Source organism: Bradyrhizobium sp. CCBAU 53421, from assembly GCF_015291625.1.
Lineage (GTDB): Bacteria > Pseudomonadota > Alphaproteobacteria > Rhizobiales > Xanthobacteraceae > Bradyrhizobium.
Genome location: NZ_CP030047.1, coordinates 6,627,677 through 6,648,205 on the forward strand (window position 1 = coordinate 6,627,677; position 20,529 = coordinate 6,648,205).

Genomic DNA, 20,529 nt, shown 5'->3' on the forward strand with positions numbered 1-20,529 from the left:
GAAGTTGACGTCAAACCGACATGGCTGCATGTCGGCCTTGGGCCAGAAGGAGACCAAGCGCGCCACACTCAATGTGAAATGTCAGGCGCCTCAAAGGACGTTTGGTCGCAGCACTTCAACTAACGCGAGTATGCTTTCTTTAACCACCGACGCTCATGATTTTTATATGGATAAACTCGCTGTTCTCGCTTTCCTTTGGGCGATAGCATTTGCAATGCTCTTTCTACCAGCCCGAAAGGTCGGCACGTGGATTGCCCGGCCTCGGGACGGTTTGGCTGGCACCGCCTTAAGCATCTTGCTTTGCTTTGTGCTTGCATGGGGCGTTGTCCTTTTTGGGAGGCTGGCACTGGTACTTGTTGGCCACCATGTTTTTCCTCCCATCAATCCTGACTTCTTCGGCCTGTACTACGTTGCCGTCCTCCTGTTCGTACCAGCCTTCGCCGCGCTCATCACAGGGTCGCTACACGCAAGGCTGCTAGCGGAAGGACGAACCATAGTTTCCCTTTTGCCTGCTAAGGCCAGGGAACTCCTAGCGCACCTCCTCTTGCTGGTGATCAGCGTAACGTTCCTTACCATCGGTGGCTGGTCATTGCTGAAGTGGTATGAGACAGGGCAAATCGCCACTCGCTACCGCGATGTAACGCATGCTGCTGAACCCTACCTTTTTGGGTTTGCGTTTTTCAGGTCCAGTTTGATGGTCGTGCTAGGGCTTTGTGGGTTCTGGGGGTTCTTCGTTCTGCGCTGCTACATTCGCCCGCGTCTGCACCGGCAACGTCGCGAAAATGGCGACGAGCGCTAAACCGATACTCCAGTTCATGTCAGCTTCGGGGCACAATGCCTGCTCCGCTGCTTCGGGCCACTAGCAGAAGTCATCGTCTCAGATCGGGTAGCGCCATTTCAGGGCGCGCCGCACGAAGAAGGCCGCGACAAGCACAACGGCCCACGCGACGAGATACGCGATGAGAGCCCAACGATGGTGAGGCAGATATGCTGGACCGAACAAGAGCACGAGGATTGCAACGAGAATTGCAATCCATGCACGGGACAGCGGAGAGCGGTATAGCCCCGTCGGCTTAAGTTCCAGCGATCGTTCGTGGCTGCGCTTGGCACGAAGGAGGAAGTACAACAATGGGCCGATAAAGAGTAGAAGTGCGAGCCAATTCATGCAGCTAGATTAGCACATAGACACTAAGCATTTCTGATTGGGGCATGAAAAATTAGACACGATCGACCCGACATCCGCTCCGGGTCACAAGCCACCCACCGCGCCCTAACCCGGCCACTTCCGCTCCGCACAAATAGGCTGACGTGCTGATGGACGGCTGGACCTTCAGCTAAGGGCCAGAAGGCGACATCGCTATGCTTGAAGGATGACTGCGGTCTTCACCGCGTGACGTAAAGCAGTACAAAAAAGCCCGCTATCAAAATTAGGTCGATGCTGTACAGCATTTTGTCAACGACAGCATAGGTCTTTGGGAAGCGTCGCCTGGCAGCTTGTCCAATGCAAAACGCCGTCACAGCGAGACCAACGAAAATGCATGAGCCGGTCAGGAGCGTCCATGAGTACACACCCTAGGGCCGATCGACATTCATTGCATCCAGATCATTGCGGCTGCGAGATGGATGAAGCCAGTAAAGTTGCCAGATCGCCTGTCATAACGGGTTGCCAAGCGTCGGAAGTGTTTGAGCTGGCAAAAGCAGCGCTCGATGCGGTTGCGCTGTTTGTAGGCGTCGGCGTCGTGCGGAATGATGATCCTGCGGGTGCGGTTTGACGGGATCACCGCCGTTGCGCCGATTTCCGCGATGATCGCACGCAAGGCGTTGCTGTCATAGGCCTTGTCGGCGAGCACGGCATCGCCGCTCTGGCCGTGGAGCAGTGCGGGCGCCTGGGTGATGTCATTAACTTGCCCAGCCGTGACGATGAAGCGGAGCGGACGGCCGAGCGCATCAGCCAGCATGTGGATCTTGGTGGTCAGTCCGCCTCGGGAACGCCCCAGCGCCTGATCTTTGGCCCCCCTTTTCCGCTCGTCGCCTGCTGGTGGGCGCGAACGATGGTGCTGTCGATCATCAGATACTGGTTGTCGCGATCGGCGGTCAGAGCAGCGAACACGCGCTCCCAGACGCCGGCATGGCACCAGCGGCTGAAGCGCTGATGCACCGTTTTCCACTTGCCGTACCGTTCCGGCAGGTCGCTCCAGTGTGCGCCCGATCGCAAGACCCACAAACATCCGTTGACGAACAGTCGATTGTCCGCAGCCGTCCGTCCCGGGTCGCCAGCTTTCCCCGGCAGCAGTGGCGCAACCCTCGCCCATTGCGCCTCCGTCAGCTCATATCGTTTCGCCGCCACCATCTGCTCCGTGTCTCGAATCACGGAACTCTATGAATCAGCGATCAAACCGCTTGGGAATCCTGAATGTCGATCGGTCCTAGGCCGCTGCGAGCGGCCCGACCCGCAGCGCGCCGCGCAAGCCGGTCGGCGAGCCGATCGATCTATCGCTCGCGATCGCCGCGGCGCTGATCGTCGGCGGGATCGCACTGAGCTCGCTCGCGGACGCGCCCTCGCGGGCCTAGTCCTAGCGTGTCGCCACAGAGCAAAATATGCGGCTACTTCTCGAACCAGTATTCGAACTCGGTCCGGTTCTGGTTGAACGCCTTGTAGTCGGCAACCGTTTCAGCCCGCACGACGCCGCGAATGCCGCGGAATTTACCGGTACCGCCCGTGATATCCAACTCCGTGAGGTTTTTCAGGCGCTCGCTACTTGGCAGCTTGTGGTTAAGGAAGAATCCGCGTGCAAAAATCTTGTCGCCGTTCTCCATCCTATATTCGACATAGCTGCGGCCGAGCCCATTGAAGTCGGTCAGATCGCTGGTGCCACGGATAACGGCCTCCTTGAGGACGACGTTCTCAATTGTCTGGTCTTTGCCGCCGTAGCTGCGCACCAACTCGAACAGCCGCAGCTTGTGCTCAGGCACGTCGCCTACTTCGAGGATGTGCTGCTGGGTGTACTTGTTGCCGCTCGCTGGTGCTTCGAACGCAACGATATGCTTCTCCTGCGCAAGTGCGACCGTCGAAGCGAGAAGCGCGCCACATAGCGCCGCAGGCGTGATGCATTGCACGGTAATCCCCCTGCGAGGTCAGGAACCTTATTCACCCTAGTGAGACCGCAGAGACAATGCAAGAAGACCAGCCGGCCCCGCCGAAGAGACAAGCCCGCTCCTGACCCATCGCGGCATACTGCGCTGCCGCAACGCGTTTGCGCGGAGATCATGCTCAAACAAGAACTTCAAGCCGTCGCGAGCGGCCTGACCCGCAGCGCGCCGCGCAGACCGGCGCCGGTGCCGAGCATGATGCCGGCGATCGCGATGAAGGACGACAGCGACAGCGTCGACAGTCCGGTCAGCCCCTGCCCGACCGAGCAGCCGAACGCCATCACGCCGCCCGCGCCCATCAGCGCGGCGCCGCTTGCCGAGCGCAGCATGTGCTGCGGCGAGCGGTAGCCTTCGAGCTGGAAGCGCCCGGTGGCGAGCGCCGTGACCAGGCTGCCGGCGAACACGCCGAACACGGTGGCGATGCCGAAATTGAGCGTCGAGCCGGTCGACAGCATCACATATTGCAGCGCGTCGGCGATCGGCGCGATGAAGGTGAGCGACGTCACCGGCACCGGATTGAAATCATCGGCGCCGAGATAACCGGTCGCGTACCAGCCGCCAGCCACCAGCAGGCCGACGATCAAGCCGGCCGCGATCTGGCCCGGCGACTTGCGGAATGGGGCATGGGCAAAGGCGAAGATGATCAGGACGGCCGCGAGCACCGAGGCCGCCAACATCCGCGCCGGCACCGCGCCGAGGCCGGCGCCCGCCAGCAGCGCCGGCACCGAGTTGGCTGACACCGTGGCCTGCGACGCCTGCACCATCGCGATCCGCAGCGGCGCGATCAGGCCCTTCAGCGTCATCTCGGCAAAGATGCCGAGCACGATCACGACCACGAAGGAGCGCAGGTTGCCGCGCCCGAGCAGCACCAGCGCCCGCGAGCCGCAGCCGTTCGACAGCACCATGCCGTAGCCGAACAGGAGCCCGCCGAGGAACATCACCGGCGCCGAGAACGACGGTTGCAGATAGATCGACTTGCCGAGATCGACGAGGCCCGCCGCCGCCAGCAGCTGCGAGGCCGCGATCGCAACCCCCATCGCCAGCGCGTAGGTGCGCGCCAGCCGGCCGTCGCCGTCCGCCCACCAGCCGCGCAGGCCGCTCATCATGCAGAAGCCGCTGACGAGACCGACCGAGCCATAGATCAGGCCGATGATCAGGGCAGCGAGGATGACGATCGTTGCGGGGTCCATAACAATCCTTCAATTGCCTAAGTCATTGCGAGCGAAACAATCCATACTATCACACGGGAGAGAATGGATTGCTTCGTCGTTTCACTCCTCGCAATGACGGTGGATTACGGTCGCAATATCACGCGGTCGCGCGACGAGCCTGCCACGGCAACAAACGCCGCCTTGGCCTGTTCCAGCGGATAGATCGCGCTCGGCTTGATCGGAAACGGCTTCAGATGCCCGCCGGCAAAACCCGGCGCGAGCTCGCGCAGCACCTCGCCGGTGGCAACCGACGACAGCGCAAGCGTGTCGATGCCGACATAGGTGTGCTGGCCGCGATAGAATTCGAGGATGTTGAACTGCACGATGCGGTCGACCGCGGCGATCAGTATCTGCCGGCCGCGCAGCGCCAGCGACTTGTGTGCGGCCTGGAAATAGGGATCGCCGACCGTGTTGTAGACGATGTCGGCGCCCTTGCCGCCAGTCAGCTCGCGCACCCGCGCGGCGACGTCGGTTGTGGAGGCGTCGATCACCTCGACCGGCGAATTGCTGTGACCCTCATAGGGCTCGCTTTTACGCACCACGCCGATCACGCGTGCGCCGTGCCAGCTTGCAATCTGCACCGCGGCCTGGCCGACCTTGCCGTTGACGCCCATGACAAGCACGGTCTCACCCGCCTTCGGCAGACCGGCGCGGCGCAGGCCTTCCATCGCGGTGACGAAGGGCACGCCGATCCCGGCAGCTTCGTCCCAGGAGATGCCGGCGGGTTTTTCCACCACCGCATCTTGCTCGACCACCAGGTGCGTGGCGTGGGTGCCGTCGCGGCGGATGCCGAGATCACCGGACGAGCCGAACACCTCGCGCCCGATCATGCCTGACGGACCGTCGATCACGACACCGGCGTAGTCGCGCCCCGAGGTCCGCGGGAATACGGCATAGGGCATCAGCCCGGTGGCGGCCTTGACGTCGGACGGATTGACCGCGGCGGCCTTCACCTCGATCAGGACGTCGTTGTCGCCGCACGACAGTGCATGGGTCTCCACAACAGGCGCGACCGCCGCCGTGTTCTCCGCCTTCGTCAGCAGGCGAACGCAACGGGCATCGACAGGATGACGATTTGCTGGCGGGGCCGGCGGCATGAGCAGTCCAGTCTTGGTCGTGAAGCGCGCTCCGCAAGGCGCGCATCGTGGCGGCCAAACGGCTCACGCCATGACTAATCGACTGACCGATCAATTCAAGGGGCTTGTTACTCAGAGCTTCGGCGGCGGGGCCGTGCCGAGGATCGCTTCGATCGACAGGCCGAGGCCGAGCAGCCTGGCATCGCTGCCGACCGGACCGTCGAGCTCGAGCCCGACCGGCAGGCCGTCTGGCGTCATGCCGGCATACAGCGACAGCCCGGGCAGGCCCGCATTGCTGCCGGGATCGGTGTTGCGGATCATGGTGCCGAAGGTCGGCACCGGCTCGCCGCCATTGACCGACATCTCGCCGGACCCGGTCTTCTCGTCGATCACGAGTGCAGGCGCGATCGTGGTCGGAAACAGGATGGCATCCAGCCTGTTGCCGGCGATATACGCGGCATAGATCGCCTGCAGCGCCGGCCGCTGCACCTTGATCGCATCGTCATAGGCCGGCCCAAAGGCATCCGCCGTGATGGCACCGAATGCGCCGACCACGTCGGGACTGGCGACGGCGGCCGCGATGTCGGACAGCGTAATCCCCTCGATCCCGGAAGCGGCGAGCCAGGCCGGGATATCGGCGATCGGTTCATGCAGCGCGACCACGAACGACACCTTGCCATTCTGCTCGAACACATCGGGCATATCGACATCGACCAGCACCGCGCCGGCCGCCGTGAGCCTGGCGCAGGCCGCGCGGGCGACGGCCTCGACAGCGCGATCGAGGCCGCTCCAGAAACAGGCGGGAATGCCGAGGCGCACGCCGTGCAGCGGAATGGCTGCGGCCGGCGTCGTGCCCGTGATCACCGCATCGAGCAACGCGACGTCGGCAACCGTACGTCCCATCGGGCCGACGGTGTCGCGGGTATGGCTGATCGGAACCACCTGGTTGTCGTCGTGGTAGCGCCGCTCGGCGCCGCCATTGCCGACCGAAGGCCTGAGGCCAACGGTCCCAGTCAGCGCCGCGGGCACGCGGGTCGAGCCACCGGTGTCCGAGCCGAGGCCACAGGTCGCGATCCGCGCGGCGATCGCCGCCGACGTTCCGCCGGACGATCCGCCCGGAATCCGAGTCACGTCGTATGGATTTCTAACCGGGCCCGCGAACGGAGCGAGATTGGTGCTGGTGATGCCGAAGGCGAGCTCGTGCAGATTGGTCTTGCCGATGACCACGGCCCCCGCGTCGAGCAGCTTTTGCAGCGACGGCGCATTGCGCGCAGGCCGTGCGTATTGCAGCGCCGGCGTGCCGCCCGATGTCGGCAAGTCCGACGTGTTGATGTTGTCCTTGACGACGATAGGGAGCCCGGCCAGCGCGCCGGTCCGCTTTCCGGCATCGACCTCGCGCGCCGCGGCGAGCGCGCCGTCGCGGTTCAGCACGATGAAGGCGTTGAGGTGCTTGAGCCGCTCCGCGCGATCGAGCGCGGCCTCGACGACGCTGACCGCCGTTACCTTCCGCTCGCGGATATCGGCCACGATCTCCGCAGCGGTTGCTTCGTTGGTGTCGGCCATGGAAACCCCGCGCCCTCCCGCATTGCTGGCGAAAGGCTATTCTTTCGGCCGCTTGTCGTAAACACGTTTCGCCTTGCCGAGCGAACGCTCCAGTGTCTCGGGCGCGACGACGCGGACGCGGGTGGAGATGCCGATCGTGTTCTTGATGAAGGCGGAGACCTTCTCGGCGTGCGCGACGAGCCCTGCACCGTCCCAGCTCTCGGGCCGGGCTTCGGCGAGCACCGTCATCTCGTCCATGCGGCCCTCGCGGGTGAGTTCTATAACAAAGTGACCGCCGCACCAGTCGGTCGCCAGCAGCGCTTCCTCGATCTGGGTCGGGAACACGTTGACGCCGCGCAGGATGATCATGTCGTCGGAGCGGCCGGTCACCTTCTCCATCCGCCGCATGCCGGGCCGCGCCGTGCCGGGCAACAGCCGCGTCAGGTCACGGGTGCGGTAGCGGATGATCGGGAACGCTTCCTTGGTCAGCGAGGTGAACACCAGTTCGCCCTTCTCGCCGTCGGGCAGCACCTTGCCGGTCAGGGGATCGATCACCTCGGGATAGAAGTGATCCTCCCAGATGTGCAGGCCGTCCTTGGTCTCCACGCATTCCTGCGCGACGCCGGGGCCGATCACCTCCGAGAGGCCGTAGATGTCGGTCGCGTCCATGTCGAAGGCCTGCTCGATCTCGACGCGCATCGCATTGGTCCAGGGCTCGGCGCCGAAGATGCCGAATTTCAGCGACGATTTGCGCGGGTCGAGGCCCTGCCGCTTGAACTCGTCGAGGATCGCGAGCATGTAGCTCGGCGTCACCGTGATGATATCGGGCCTGAAGTCGTTGATGATCTGCACCTGCCGCTCGGTCATGCCGCCGGAGATCGGCACCACGGTGCAGCCGAGCCGCTCGGCGCCGTAATGCGCGCCGAGGCCGCCGGTGAACAGGCCATAGCCATAGGCATTGTGCATCAGCATGCCGGTGCGGCCGCCGGCGGCGCGGATCGAGCGCGCCATCACGTCCGCCCACGTGTCAATATCGGCCCTGGTGTAGCCGACGACGATCGGCTTGCCGGTCGTGCCCGAGGAGGCGTGGACCCGCACCAGCTGTTCGCGCGGCACCGCGAACATGTTGAAGGGATAGTTGTCGCGCAGATCGGTCTTCACCGTGAAGGGAAATTTTCCGAGGTCGGGAAGCTGCTTGAAGTCTGTGGGGTGCACGCCCGCCGCGTCAAAACTCTTCTTGTAATGCGCGACATTGTCGTAGGCATGCTTGAGCGACCAGGCCAGCCGCTTGGTCTGCAACGCCATGATCTCGTCGCGCGAGGCGCGTTCAGCCGCATCGAGCTCGGCGTGATAACCGCTGTCCCCAACCCTGAGCTTTGCCGTTGCCATCGACGTTTCCCCTGAAGCCTTATGCCTTGATGTCTGAATCCGGCAGCCATGTGCCGGCTATCACCCGCGAATGTCCGCGGAATTCGGCAATCACGCTGTCGCCGGCGGTGACGCGCACGTCGTAGATTCCCGAGCGGCCACTGCGCGAGATCTCGCGCGCGGTCGCCACCAGGCGATCGCCGAGCTTGCCGGGCCGGATGAAGGTGACATTGCCCTGCGCCGCCACCGCGCGATCGTTATGGCTGTTGCAGGCAAAGGCGAACGCGGAATCCGCGAGCGTGAAGATGTAACCGCCATGGCAGATACGCTGGCCGTTGACCATGTGCGGCTGCACCGTCATCGCCATCACCGCCTGCCCCGGCTTGATCTCGACGAGCTCCATGCCGAGGCCCTTGCTGGCGTCGTCTTCCTTCCACATCGCATCCGCACAGGCGCGGGCGATATCCTCGGGCGATAGCGTGGCCTTCACGTTCACATCGAACTCCCTGTGCGCGGGCCCATCTGCTGCGGGCCTCTCGGTGTCAAATCTTCAGTGCAGTGCCTGCGACGTCAACACTACTTCCGTCATTCCGGGATGGTCCGAAGGACCAGACCCGGAATCTCGAGATTCCGGGTTCGATGCTGCGCATCGCCCCGGAATGACGATCAAAAGTCACACGTGGTCGTAATCGACCACGACCTTTTCCGAGCACGGCTTGGCCTGGCAGGTGAGGATGAACCCCGCCTTCAGCTCCCACGGCTCCAGCGAATAATTCAGATCCATCGGCGCCTCGCCTTCGACCAGCTTGGCGCGGCAGGTCGAGCACATGCCGCCCTTGCAGGCGAACGGCAGGTCCATGCCGGCGCGCAGCGCGGCGTCGAGGATCGACTCGCCGTCGGCCACCGGGACCTCGCGGCGCTTGCCGTCGATGATCAGTCCGGCGATCGCCTTCGGCGGCGCGCCGGCGGGAACGACGACCTTCGCCCGCGGCTTGCCGCCGAATTCCGACACGAAGCGTTCGACATGGATGCGCTCGTCGGCGATGCCGATCTCGCGGCAGGTCGCCTCGATGGTCTCGCTCATCGCCGCCGGGCCGCAGACGAAGACGTGATCGACCGTTTCGGCCGGCACCAGCGAGCGCAGCAGCACACGTACTTTCTCGCCGTCGAGCCGGCCGTGCAGGATCGGAATGTCCTGCTCCTCGCCGGAGATGACATGGAACACCGACAGCCGCTGCATGAAGCGGTCCTTCAGCTCCTCCAGCGCCTCGCGGAACATGACGCCTTCGGTCGAACGGTTGCCGTAGAACAGGAAGAAGCGGCTGTCCGGCTCGCGCGCCAGCACGCCCTTGATGATGGAGAGGATCGGCGTGATGCCGCTGCCGGCGGCGAAACCGGCATAGGTCCGCGCCTCGCCGGGCGCGTGCGCGACGCCGAAGCGGCCGGTCGGCGTCATCACGTCGAGCTCGTCGCCAGCCTTCAATTCGTCGGCGGCCCAATTCGAGAACGCGCCGCCGTCGACCTTCTTCACCGCGATGCGCAGCTCGCCGTCGTCGGGGCCGGAGCAGATCGAATAAGAGCGGCGAACCTCCTCGCCGTCCATCGTGGTGCGCAGCGTCAGATACTGGCCGGGCGTGAAGCGGTAGTCGCCTTGCAGATCGTCGGGGATCGCAAAGGTCATCGAGATCGCGTCCGACGCCTCGCGGCGCAGATCGCTGACGGACAGACGGTGGAAGCGTGGTGTCGACATGGTCAATGACACTTGAAGTAATCGAAGGGTTCACGGCAGCTCTTGCAACGCCACAGCGCCTTGCAGGAGGTCGAGCCGAATTCGGACAGCAGCTCGGTATCGCCAGAGCCGCATTGCGGGCACGCGACCTGTTGCTCGCCGAACAGCGCGCGGCGCGAGGAGCCCGGCAGCGGCGGCGCGATGCCGTATTCCCTGAGCTTGCGGCGGCCGTCCTCGCTCATCCAGTCGGTGGTCCAGGCCGGCGACAGCACGGTGCGGACCTTCGGCCGGTGAATGCCCTCGCGCTCCAGCGCAAGCTCGATCTCGAGCGCGATCATGTTCATGGCGGGACAGCCGGAATAGGTCGGCGTGATCGCGACCTCGACATGGCCATCGTGGACCGCGACATCGCGCAACACGCCGAGATCGGCGATGGTCAGCACCGGGATTTCGGGATCGACCACCTGCGCGGCCGCGTGCCAGGCGCGCCGGCGCAGATCGGCATCGCTGAGCGCAACCGTCACCATGTTGCCCCCGGAAAGGTCCGCTGCATCGACTGCAACTCGCTGAGGAGATGGCCGAGATGCTCGCTGTGGCTGCCGCTGCGGCCGCCCTGCTGCATCCAGTCGCCCGCTGGCAGCGACAGCGTCGCCTCGTTGACGATGCCGGTGACCGTCTTCAGCCAGCGCGGCTTGAGCGTGGCAGGATCGATCGCGATGCCGGCGTCGATCAGGCCGCGCTCGCCGTCGTCGACCGCGAACATCTCGCCGGTATAGGCCCAGAGATCGTCGATCGCATTCTGCGCGCGGCGATGGCTCTCCGCGGTGCCGTCGCCGAGACGGACGATCCATTCCGACGAATGCCTGACATGATAGGCGCTCTCCTTCTCCGACTTCGCCGCGATCGCGGCAAGCGTCGGGTCGGAGGAGGACATCATCGCGCGCCAGTAGAGATCGGCGAACGCGGCGTAGAAGAACTGCCGCACCATGGTGCGGGCAAAGTCGCCGTTCGGCTGCTCGACCAGCAGCAGATTGCGATACTGCCGGACGTCGCGCAGATAAGCGAACTTGTCCTCGTCATTGCCGCGGCCCTCGACCTTGGCCGCATAGGTGTAGAGCTCGCGGGCCTGGCCAAGCAGGTCGAGACCCATATTGGCGAGCGCCATGTCCTCTTCCATCGCCGGCGCATGGCCGCACCATTCGGACAGCCGATGGCCGAGGATCAGCGCATCGTCGGCGCGGCGCAGCGCGTAGAGCACCAGCGGCGTTTCGGAGACTTCGATATTGGCGGTAGCCATCTAATCAACTCGCTGTTGGGCCGTCATTGCGAGGAGCGAAGCGACGAAGCAATCCATGCTTGCTTCTTGCCTTGCGGTCCGATGGATTGCTTCGCTTCGCTCGCAATGACGCGACGAATGCGATGTCACATATGCCCGACTTCGTCGGGGACGTCGTAGAAGGTCGGATGGCGATAGATCTTGGACTCCGCCGGCTCGAACATCATGCCCTTCTCGGACGGATCGGACGCGGTGATCGCGCTCGACGGCACCACCCAGATCGACAGCCCCTCGCCGCGGCGGGTGTAGATGTCGCGCGCGGCCTGCAGGGCGAGCGTCGAGTCGGCCGCGTGCAGCGAGCCGACATGCTTGTGGGCAAGGCCGTTGCGGCTGCGGATGAAGACTTCCCAGAGCGGGGTGTTCGGCGTGGCCATCTTGAGCGCTCCCTTATTCGGCGGCTTGCGCGAGCTGGCGGCTCTTGCGCTTCTCGGCATAGGCCATCGCGGCCTCGCGCACCCAGGCGCCCTCGTCATGCGCCTTGCGGCGGGCGGCGAGACGATCGCGGTTGCACGGGCCGTTGCCGGCCAGCACCTGCTTGAACTCGTCCCAGTCGATCGGGCTGTGCACCCAATTGCCGTTCTCGTTCTGCTTCATGCCGGGATCGGGAATCGTCAGCCCAAGGAATTCGGCCTGCGGCACGGTGGCATCGATGAATTTCTGGCGCAGCTCGTCATTGGAGAAGCGCTTGATCTTCCACTTGGTCGAGGTGTCGCTGTGCTGGCTGACCTGGTCCGGCGGGCCGAACATCATCAGCACCGGCCACCACCAGCGATCGAGCGCGTTCTGCGCCATCGCCTTCTGCTCCGCGGTGCCGCGGCACAGCGTCACCATGATCTCGAAACCCTGGCGCTGGTGGAACGACTCTTCCTTGCAGACGCGGATCATCGCGCGCGCATAGGGGCCGTAGGAGCAGCGGCACAGCGGGATCTGATTCATGATCGCGGCGCCGTCGACCAGCCAGCCGATGGTGCCGATATCGGCCCAGGTCAGGGTCGGGTAATTGAAGATCGAGGAGTATTTCGCCTTGCCCGAGAGCATCGCGTCGACCAGCTCCTCGCGCGAGGTGCCGAGCGTCTCGGCCGCGGCATAGAGATAGAGTCCGTGGCCGCATTCGTCCTGCACCTTGGCGAGCAGCGCGGCCTTGCGGCGTAGCGATGGCGCGCGGGTGATCCAGTTGCCTTCGGGCAGCATGCCGACGATCTCGGAATGGGCGTGCTGGGAAATCTGCCGGGTCAGCGTCTTGCGATAGGCGGCAGGCATCCAGTCGTTCGGCTCGATGCGCTCGTCGGCATCGATGCGGGCCTGGAACTGGCTGGCACGGGCAACATCCTCGACGCCGCGATCGTCGCCATCGGATGAGTTGAGCGCCTGCGTATACATGGCCGACCTCCCAGTGTGTTGTTAGGCAGGAATATATAACACAAATATCAAAATGCAAGACGTTTTTGTAATATATTCAGGCGTCCTCGAAACGGCGCGCCACCGCCCCATTGGGCTTCGGCAGCGGCCCGTCCTCGTTGGTTGCATTGTCGTCAAGCCATTGTTCCGACAGCGGAAGCAGCCCGCGATAGATCTCGCCGCAGAGCTTGCGCGCCGCCCTGCCCGGCCAATCCTTCGGCAGCAGCTGATACGGCAGCAGCGGATCGCGCAGCACGACCCGGCGGTAGTGATGGATCAACAGGATGCGCGCGGTGAAGGCGTCGGCGTCGCTCAGCGTCGCGCCCCTGACGATCCAGCCGTGCAGCGGCTCGAACGTTTTCATGAATTTCAGATAGGCGTCCGCAGTGCGATCGAGCGGCCAGCTCTCGCTGAGCAGCCGGCGTCCGCTGTCGTCTTCCGCAGAGACTTCGAGACGGATCGCGCGCGACGCCTCGCCCGGGATCGGCACGCCTGACGGCGCGACCCACACGCCGGGCAGCGGGCTGCCGAAGCCGGCATTCTTCAGCGCCTCGCGTGCGACGTCGCGATCCTCGGCATTGCCGATCAGCAGCAGCTCGAAGCGCCCGGTCCAGTCCGATGGCGGCGGATCGTAGATGTGGCGCGTCGCGGTGTCGAAGGTCTGCCGGCCCTTGGCGTTCAAGCGATAAAAGCTGTTGCGGCCGAGCTTGCTGCGCTCGAGCCAGCCGTCGGCGGCGAGCCGCGACATCGCGGTGCGCACCACGTTGCCGTCGATGTCGAGCGACTTGAAGAATTCCAGCAGCGTGCCGAGCCACACCGCGCCGCCGCGCGGCACGATGGCATCGCCGAACACGGTGATGACGATCGACCCCGTGCGCGACGGCTCGCGCTTCAGCTGATCGACGATGCGGGCAAGCGGCTGTGGCATGCCTCAACGCATAGCGCGTTTTGTCGATTCAAAGAAATGCCGACGCGCGGGAGGCGTTACCGCCCCCTCGCCCCGCTCTTGCGGGGTCGAGACGAGCGAAGCTCGCTCTTAGAGGGTTGGGGTGAGGGGCCGCTTCCGCAAATGCGGTGACAGACGATACGTGGAGAGTCCCCCTCACCCGGATTGCTTCGCAATCCAACCTCTCCCCGCAAGCGGGGCGAGGTGAAGAGAGACCTTCGCAAGACCTAGCGATTCGGATTCGGATAGACCAAGCTGCGCCAGCCGCTGCGATCGAACGGCGCCCACTCGCCGTCCTTCTGCGCGAGGCGATCGGCCACCGCGTAGACGACGGCCGGGTGATGGCCCATGCCGCAATGGCTGCTCTCGACCTCGATGCTGTCGGTCATCGACGAATTCTGCTCGCGGCAGCCCTGCCAGGCGCAGACGCCGTCGGTGCGGCTGAAGATCGCGGTGGTCGGTACCGGCGGCGCACTGGCGAGCGAGCCGCCGAAACGCGAATCCTCTTCGTCGGCGCGGCGCCCGCTGGCCATCTCGTAGACGCGCCAGGCGTTGGTCGACTTCGGACCCGCGGCAAACGGGCTGCCGAGGGTGATCACCTGGCGCACGCGATCCGGCATCATCTTGGCGAGCTGGCGCGCATAGAGGCCGCCCAGGCTCCAGCCGACCAGCGAGACCCTGCGGCCGCTGGTCTCATTCATCTCCTGCAGCAGATCGACCATGCCGTCCTGCACGCCGGAACGAAGCCCGAGGTTGCGGCCCTGGCGCCAGCCGCTGACGGCGTAGCCCTTGCTCTTGAGGAAGTCCCGCAGCGGACGCGTGGACATGTCGGAGGCGATCAATCCGGGCAGCACCAGCACCGGATGCCCGTCGCCGCGCGGCGCAAGGCTCAGCAGCGGCAATGCGCCAAGAAAGGCACCGAGCTCGTGAATGGCGCGGCCTTCCAGGAACATCAGCGTCCTGGACGGCGGGCGTAGCGTCTGCGCAGCAACGGACATTTCAACTCCTCTTCGGACGGCCCCTGACGTCTCGGCGGCCGGCAATGGAATCAACGAGAATGGGTCAATGGAGTTGACGCAAACCCGGCGGAATCGTTCCGCAACGCAACAATCTGTCTTGAAAAGCTAGGGAACCGGACACTTTGGTGCAAGCGGTCCAGGTCACACTTGCCACAACTAATGTGGCGCCCGTGCCCAATCGGTCACAGCAGCCGCAGCACGTATTCCAGCGTGTAGAGCGCCAGGCCGGCAAGCCCGCCGATCAGCGAGCCGTTGAAGCGGATGTATTGCAGGTCCTTGCCGACATTGACCTCGATCAGCGAAATCAGTTGCTCCATGTCCCAGCTCTTCATCTGATCGGCGATGAAGCTCGAGACGCCGCTCTTCTGCTCGGCGACGACCGTGCGCAGGATCGCGACCAGGCCCTGGTTGATTTCGGCGCGCAGCTCGGCGTCGCCGTCGAGCGCATCGCCGGCCTCGACGAACATCCGCGCCAGCTGATGCTGCAGCACCTGCGACTCGCCGGAGGCGCTGCGTTCGATGAAATCCTTGACGTTGGCCCAGATCGTGCGCCCGAGATTGGCGAGCTCCGGCCGCGCCATCAGATCGCGCTTGAGGCCATCGATCCGATCGGCGAACGCCTTGTCGCTGCCGAGCCGGTCGACGAACGACAGCAGCATCTGGTCGAACTCGCCGCGGAACGGATGCTGCGGATCGTTGCGCACCTCCTCGAAGAATTTCGTGGCCGAAGCGATGATCCGGTTCACCACGAACTTGTCGGCACGATAGAGTTTTAGGAGGGTCGGCATCTCCGCGCGAACCTTGTCGCGGATGACAGCCATCGTCTCCTTCTGCGTCAGCGTCTGGTGCAGCACGCGCAGGATGTCGTCGAGCAGGCCACCATGCTTGCCCTCCTGCACGAAGCCGCGCAGCGCGCCGGCGGCAAGCGGCGCGAGATCGATCGAGAGCATCTGGGTCGAGATGCGGCGGCTGATGAACTGCATCAGGCCGGAGCTCTCGGTCGCCGCGAACGCTTCGGGCAGCATCCGCAGCACGAAGCGGGCAAGATCCTCCGAACGTTTGCGGTCGCGCAGCCAGTCGGCGATGAAGCTGCCGAAATCGATCTCGCGCAGCTTGGCCTCGACCGGCCCGGATTCCAGGAAATTGTTCTCGATGAATTCGCCGAGCTTCTCGGCAATGCGCCCCTGATTGCTCTGGATGATCGCCGTGTGCGGGATCGGCAGCCCGAGCGGCCGCTTGAACAGGGCGACGACGGCATACCAGTCGGCGAGCCCGCCGATGGTCGCGGCCTCGGCGAATGCCGCAATGAAGCCGAACACGGGATGCACCGGCAGCAGCGCCTTCGATGCGACGAAGATGACGAGGGTTGCCGCCAGCACGCCGGTCGCCAGCCATTTCACGCGCCGCAGCTCGGCGGCGCGTTCGGCATCGACGGGCGTTGAGATGAGGGCGGCGGGAAGGGTCATGGGGTTTCGAATGTACGCTAGTCTACCTGGACGGCACACACACCGGCGTCATCCTGAGGTGCGCGCACTTTGCGCGCCTCGAAGGATGGCCACAAGCACCGTCGCTCGCGGCCATCCTTCGAGGCTCGCTCCGCTCGCACCTCCAGCGACAACGGCAAGCCGTTGCGCGGGGATGACGTCCGAGAGGGCAAAAAAGAAGGCCCGCGAAATGGCGGGCCTTCGAAAAGGGCAGTTGGTCAGTGCAAGCGCGATCAGGCGGTCTTGCCGTAGACCTTGGCGAAGTTGTCCTGCGCAGTCTTCGCACCGTCGCTGACGAGCTTGCCGAGATACTCTGACGTGGCCTTCGCCCGCGAGACGAACAGTTCGCCACGCGCACGGACCAGGTCCGACTGGATCTGGGCGGCTTCGCTCAGCGACTTGGCGGACGCGAGCTTGTCGATGCCGGCGAAGAACGCCTCGGCGTCCTGGTAGATCGCCTGCTGGATGTTGCGGCTGATCTTGGCGGCCTCGGTCACCGAACCGGCAACGGCGGTCTCGATCACGTTGGTCACCTTCTCGGAGCCGGCATACGCGTCGGCGGCACGGGTCTTGGCGGCCTCGGCCTGCTTCTTCACGAATTCACGGGCGGCTTCCGGAACTTCCAGGTTCTGGAGCTTGGTGAACGCCTCGGTGACGGGCGCGAAGGCTTCCTTGACGCTGTTCAGCACGGAATTGGTTTCGGTGGTCATTGGGGTCTCTCCATCCTCAGGTTTGAGCTATGGGCTCACCCCGTCCGGATTGGCCCGGGGCAACGGTGTTATGACACACCCCATGGTGCGTCGCAACATCGATGTTGCAGCGCGATATCACGAACCCGTGAACAACCTGAATAATCGGCAGATCGCCTGCGAAACCGGCAGACGACGGTATTTAACCACCGCCAACCGCGCCAGGCACCCCATATGCCTCCATCTGTGCCCGAACTTGAGCCACGTTGTGTCCGAGCACGACGATGTCGTGGGTCTTGCCCTCGACGTCGCGGACATGGTCGCGCAGCAGGGCCTCCGCCTTGAAGCCGAGGCTTTCGAACAGCGCGATCGCCGCCCGCTGGTCGACGGTCATCTGCACCGAGAACTTCTCCAGCCCGGCGCCGAGCGCGATGGCGAAGGTCTCCTGCGACAGCGCCCGGCCGACGCCCTGGCCGCGCACGTCGAGCGACACCACCATCCGGATCTCGCCGACATGCGGCGACCAGGAGTGCGGATCGCGCACCAGGGTGCCGCAGCCCACCACCTGGCCGTCCCTGATCGCGAGCAGGCTCGTGATGTCGCCGCGCTCGATCTCGTTGATCCAGGCCGACAGCACCTTCGGCTGGCTGATGTTGCGCGGCAGGAACAAGAGATCATGCGTCGGCAGCTTCTGCGCGAAGGCCAGCACCGCCGCCTCGTCGGCCCGCTTCATCAGCCGGAACTCGATGTCGCCGGCCTCAGTCTTGACGTGGCGCGGATAGGAACGTTGTTCAGTCATGTCGATCTCTCTCAAGTCGACCCCTGTTAGGTCGATCTCTTGCCCAACCAGGAGTCCAGTTTCGGCCACAGCCGCTTGATTGCATTGGCGCCGGCGACCAGCGAGACGTGACCGCCTTTCAGCATCACCTCCTCCTTGTCCTCGGAGCCGATCTTGGTGATGAGGTGCTTTGCCGCATCATATGGCACGATGTGGTCGTGCTCGGCGACGGCATGCAGGATCGGCACCTTGATGTCGGCAAGCTTCGCCTCGCGGCCGCCGACCGTCATGGTGTCGTTGTAGAGCTTGTTGTCCCACATCAGGTCCTTGGTGATGGCGCGGAAATACTCGCCCGCGAGCGGCAGCGTGTCGGTCGCCCAGCGGTCGAACATCCGGTACGACTTCACGAACTCGTCGTTCCAGATGTTGTCCCAGAGCTGGATCTGGCCGACGACGCGTGCGGCCGGCCGCAGCATGTCGAACGACTGCAGGATCAGCTCCGGCGGCATGTTGCCGGTGCTGTCGATCAGGCGGTCGACGTCGAAGTAGCGGCGGTCGGCGAAATTCGAGAACAGCTTCATCTCGCGGAAATCGATCGGCGTCGTGAAGCAGATCAAGTTCTTCATCGGCCCGTCGTTGAAGATCGAGCCATAGAGCAGCGACAGCACGCCGCCGAAGCAATAGCCGATCACCGAGACGTCCTTTTCGCCGGAATCCTGCTGCACCCGGCGGACCGACTCCGGAATGAAGTCGAGGACGTAGTCCTCCATGCGCAGCGATTTCTCCTCGGGCTTCGGCGCGGTCCAGTCCAGCATGTAGACGTCGAAGCCGCGCTTGAGCAGGAATTCGATGAAGCTCTGCCCCGGCACCAGGTCGAGGATGTAGCCGCGATTGGTGGTCGCCATCACGATCAGCACCGGTACGCGATAGACTTCGTCGGTCAGCGGCCGGTAATGATAGAGGTTCATGGTGCCGCGCGAGTACAGCACGTCCTTCGGCGTCGAGCCGAGCTCGGGGCCGGAGCTCGAGAAGTACTCGACGCCCTTGATGCTGCGCTGGATCGCGCGCTGCACCTCGGACTGGACCCGCTCGGAGATCGAGGCGAAATCAAACCCGGTGGGAGCATTCATTTGCCGTCTCCCTCCGATGGCGGGCGCCTGGTGCGCGGCGGCCGCGGCATTGCGCCGTGGCCGTCGTCCGGCGCCAGCGAATTGTGGTGCACCTGCTGCAACAGCGTCTTGATCTCGTTGAGCTGGTTCTCCATCGACTGCAGCCGCTCGGCCATGCCGACGAGCTGGGCGCGGCTCGGCAGGTTCATCGCCAGAAGATATTTCTCCATCAGCTCGCCGAGCTGCTTCTGCGCGCCGGCCGCGACGCCGCCGGCCTGGTTCATCACCTTCGAGAATTCAGGCGAGCTCATCAGCTGGTTGCCGAAGGAGTTGAACCCCTTCTCCATCTCGCCAATCATCGTCTGCCAGATCACGGCAGGGTCGTTGCCCTTGTCGGCCATGTGGCCCTCCTCCACTCCAATCTCGAGCGCTTGCCGCGCTTCCACTTGTTTGTGCCATACGACACTGTTGCAATTGATCGGTCAACTGCGCGGCGCGCGGAGCGACGTCGAAGCTCTTCTGCGCTGCGTCAATCCATGGCAGCATGCAGCTTCCTGACCGCGAATCCAGGAGAGGACGCCCGTGACCACGCTCGCCCATCAGTTGCCGCAACTAACCCGCGCCAACGGCATCGACATCTGCTACGAGATATTTGGCGATGCGAATGCGGAACCGCTGCTTCTGATCATGGGCCTCGGCGCCCAGATGATCCATTGGGACGACGAATTCTGTCGCCGGCTTGCCGCGCGCGGCTTTCGCGTGATCCGGTTCGACAACAGGGATATCGGCAAGTCTTCCCGCATGAGCGGCGGCAAGCGGCTGACCGCGCTCGAGCTGCTCAAGTTGCGCTTCCTGAAGATACCGGTCGCTGCGCCCTACCGGCTGGCCGACATGGCGCGCGACACGATCGGATTGATGGATGCGCTGGGCATCCGCAAAGCGCATCTGGTCGGCGCCTCGATGGGCGGCATGATCGCGCAGGAGGTTGCGATCACCTTTCCCGAGCGCGTGCTCTCGCTGACCTCGATCATGTCGACCACCGGCAATCCGAAGATACCGGGTCCGACCCGCGAGGCCACCGCGGTGCTGATGGCGCCGCCGCCGAAGAGCAAGGAGGAATACTTCACGCGGTTCGGCCAGACCTGGAAGGTGCTGCGCAACGGCTCATTCCCAGAAGATGAGGCGCTCGATCCCGAGCGCGCGCGGCGCACCTTTGAACGCGGCCTCAATCCGGAGGGCGTCGGTCGCCAGCTCCGCGCCATCCTCGCTTCGGGCAGCCGCAAGGAGCGCCTGCGCAGCGTCAAGGCGCCGACACTGGTGATCCACGGCACCGTCGATCCGCTGGTGCATCCCGAAGGCGGCAAGGACACCGCGGCCTCGATCCCCGGCGCAAAGCTTCTGATGGTCGAGGGCATGGGCCACGCGCTGCCGATCCCGATGTGGCCGCAGATCATCGACGCGATCGACAAGCACGCGCATGGGGCCGCGGTGAAGGCGGCGTGAGGCCAATCGGAACGGAGCCCTAGTATCTCCCGGTAACCATGTGAGCCGGGAGTGCGTTCTTCCGGCGCCCGCGCGGAGGATGTAGACAGCGCGATGCATCGCGCAGGTCGCGCACCATCAGCCTCGGGAGTCGCCAGATGAAGACCCTTCTCCGGCCGCGGACAGCCGGCGCCGTCGCCGCTCTCCTCCTC

The 20,529-nt window shown here is 64.3% G+C and carries 21 protein-coding genes; 2 read left to right on the plus strand and 19 right to left on the minus strand.

Features of this window, described 5'->3' with window-relative positions:
- The first annotated feature begins 28 nt into the window (after positions 1-28).
- Positions 29-799, plus strand: coding sequence for a hypothetical protein (locus XH92_RS31280; RefSeq protein WP_194455564.1), 771 nt, complete (start codon positions 29-31; stop codon positions 797-799).
- Between the two features lie 790 nt (positions 800-1,589).
- On the opposite strand, the gene XH92_RS31285 is transcribed toward XH92_RS31280, so the two are convergent.
- From XH92_RS31285 to XH92_RS31375, 19 genes are all read right to left on the minus strand, one after another.
- Positions 1,590-2,350 (minus strand): IS5 family transposase gene (locus tag XH92_RS31285; RefSeq protein ID WP_210345578.1). Its coding sequence is split into 2 segments (ribosomal slippage): positions 1,590-2,005 and positions 2,005-2,350, totalling 762 coding nucleotides; the frame shifts between segments, so codons are not numbered across the junction.
- 254 nt (positions 2,351-2,604) lie between these two features.
- The gene (locus XH92_RS31290) at positions 2,605-3,117 is read right to left on the minus strand and encodes a hypothetical protein (protein ID WP_194455565.1); all 513 of its coding nucleotides are present in this window, start codon (positions 3,115-3,117) and stop codon (positions 2,605-2,607) included.
- A 167-nt stretch (positions 3,118-3,284) separates the two neighbouring features.
- Positions 3,285-4,340: a YeeE/YedE family protein gene (locus XH92_RS31295; protein WP_194455566.1), complete on the minus strand. Its 1,056-nt coding sequence runs from the start codon at positions 4,338-4,340 to the stop codon at positions 3,285-3,287.
- A 104-nt stretch (positions 4,341-4,444) separates the two neighbouring features.
- A complete protein-coding gene (locus tag XH92_RS31300; protein WP_194455567.1) occupies positions 4,445-5,458 on the minus strand; it encodes a zinc-binding alcohol dehydrogenase family protein in 1,014 nt (337 codons plus the stop codon).
- A 111-nt stretch (positions 5,459-5,569) separates the two neighbouring features.
- A complete protein-coding gene (gene iaaH, locus XH92_RS31305) occupies positions 5,570-7,000 on the minus strand; it encodes an indoleacetamide hydrolase (RefSeq protein ID WP_194455568.1) in 1,431 nt (476 codons plus the stop codon).
- 36 nt (positions 7,001-7,036) lie between these two features.
- Positions 7,037-8,368 (minus strand): phenylacetate--CoA ligase PaaK, encoded by a 1,332-nt coding sequence (gene paaK, locus XH92_RS31310; RefSeq protein WP_194455569.1) that lies wholly within the window; start codon positions 8,366-8,368, stop codon positions 7,037-7,039.
- Positions 8,369-8,387: 19 nt separating this feature from the next.
- Entirely contained in the window at positions 8,388-8,843 is a 456-nt protein-coding gene (gene paaI / locus XH92_RS31315) for a hydroxyphenylacetyl-CoA thioesterase PaaI (protein ID WP_194455570.1), read from the minus strand.
- 177 nt (positions 8,844-9,020) lie between these two features.
- Positions 9,021-10,097 carry a 1,2-phenylacetyl-CoA epoxidase subunit PaaE gene (paaE, locus tag XH92_RS31320; protein WP_194455571.1) on the minus strand — a complete coding sequence of 359 codons (1,077 nt, stop codon included), beginning with the start codon at positions 10,095-10,097 and terminating at the stop codon, positions 9,021-9,023.
- A 2-nt stretch (positions 10,098-10,099) separates the two neighbouring features.
- Positions 10,100-10,603, minus strand: a complete 504-nt coding sequence (gene paaD, locus XH92_RS31325; RefSeq protein WP_194455572.1) for a 1,2-phenylacetyl-CoA epoxidase subunit PaaD — start codon at positions 10,601-10,603, stop codon at positions 10,100-10,102.
- Entirely contained in the window at positions 10,597-11,373 is a 777-nt protein-coding gene (paaC, locus tag XH92_RS31330) for a 1,2-phenylacetyl-CoA epoxidase subunit PaaC (protein WP_194455573.1), read from the minus strand. Before paaC ends, paaD begins: the two co-directional genes overlap by 7 nt.
- A gap of 125 nt (positions 11,374-11,498) precedes the next feature.
- Complete coding sequence (gene paaB, locus XH92_RS31335) at positions 11,499-11,786, minus strand: 1,2-phenylacetyl-CoA epoxidase subunit PaaB (protein ID WP_194455574.1); 288 nt, start codon at positions 11,784-11,786, stop codon at positions 11,499-11,501.
- 13 nt (positions 11,787-11,799) lie between these two features.
- The gene (gene paaA, locus XH92_RS31340) at positions 11,800-12,792 is read right to left on the minus strand and encodes a 1,2-phenylacetyl-CoA epoxidase subunit PaaA (protein WP_194455575.1); all 993 of its coding nucleotides are present in this window, start codon (positions 12,790-12,792) and stop codon (positions 11,800-11,802) included.
- Positions 12,793-12,868: 76 nt separating this feature from the next.
- Complete coding sequence (gene paaX / locus XH92_RS31345; protein WP_194455576.1) at positions 12,869-13,738, minus strand: phenylacetic acid degradation operon negative regulatory protein PaaX; 870 nt, start codon at positions 13,736-13,738, stop codon at positions 12,869-12,871.
- A 245-nt stretch (positions 13,739-13,983) separates the two neighbouring features.
- Entirely contained in the window at positions 13,984-14,754 is a 771-nt protein-coding gene (locus XH92_RS31350) for a triacylglycerol lipase (RefSeq protein WP_194455577.1), read from the minus strand.
- A gap of 203 nt (positions 14,755-14,957) precedes the next feature.
- Positions 14,958-16,241, minus strand: coding sequence for a DUF445 domain-containing protein (locus XH92_RS31355; protein ID WP_194455578.1), 1,284 nt, complete (start codon positions 16,239-16,241; stop codon positions 14,958-14,960).
- A 251-nt stretch (positions 16,242-16,492) separates the two neighbouring features.
- Positions 16,493-16,969 carry a phasin gene (locus XH92_RS31360; RefSeq protein WP_194455579.1) on the minus strand — a complete coding sequence of 159 codons (477 nt, stop codon included), beginning with the start codon at positions 16,967-16,969 and terminating at the stop codon, positions 16,493-16,495.
- Positions 16,970-17,150: 181 nt separating this feature from the next.
- On the minus strand, positions 17,151-17,747 hold the full coding sequence (locus XH92_RS31365; RefSeq protein ID WP_194455580.1) for a GNAT family N-acetyltransferase: 597 nt from the start codon (positions 17,745-17,747) through the stop codon (positions 17,151-17,153).
- Positions 17,748-17,773: 26 nt separating this feature from the next.
- Positions 17,774-18,856 (minus strand): alpha/beta hydrolase, encoded by a 1,083-nt coding sequence (locus tag XH92_RS31370; RefSeq protein WP_194455581.1) that lies wholly within the window; start codon positions 18,854-18,856, stop codon positions 17,774-17,776.
- Entirely contained in the window at positions 18,853-19,236 is a 384-nt protein-coding gene (locus tag XH92_RS31375; protein ID WP_194455582.1) for a hypothetical protein, read from the minus strand. The genes XH92_RS31370 and XH92_RS31375 overlap by 4 nt, the downstream gene beginning before the upstream one ends.
- Positions 19,237-19,417: 181 nt before the next feature.
- Between XH92_RS31375 and XH92_RS31380 the strand changes: the two genes are divergently transcribed.
- Positions 19,418-20,338, plus strand: coding sequence for an alpha/beta fold hydrolase (locus XH92_RS31380; RefSeq protein WP_194455583.1), 921 nt, complete (start codon positions 19,418-19,420; stop codon positions 20,336-20,338).
- The last annotated feature ends 191 nt before the right edge of the window (positions 20,339-20,529 follow it).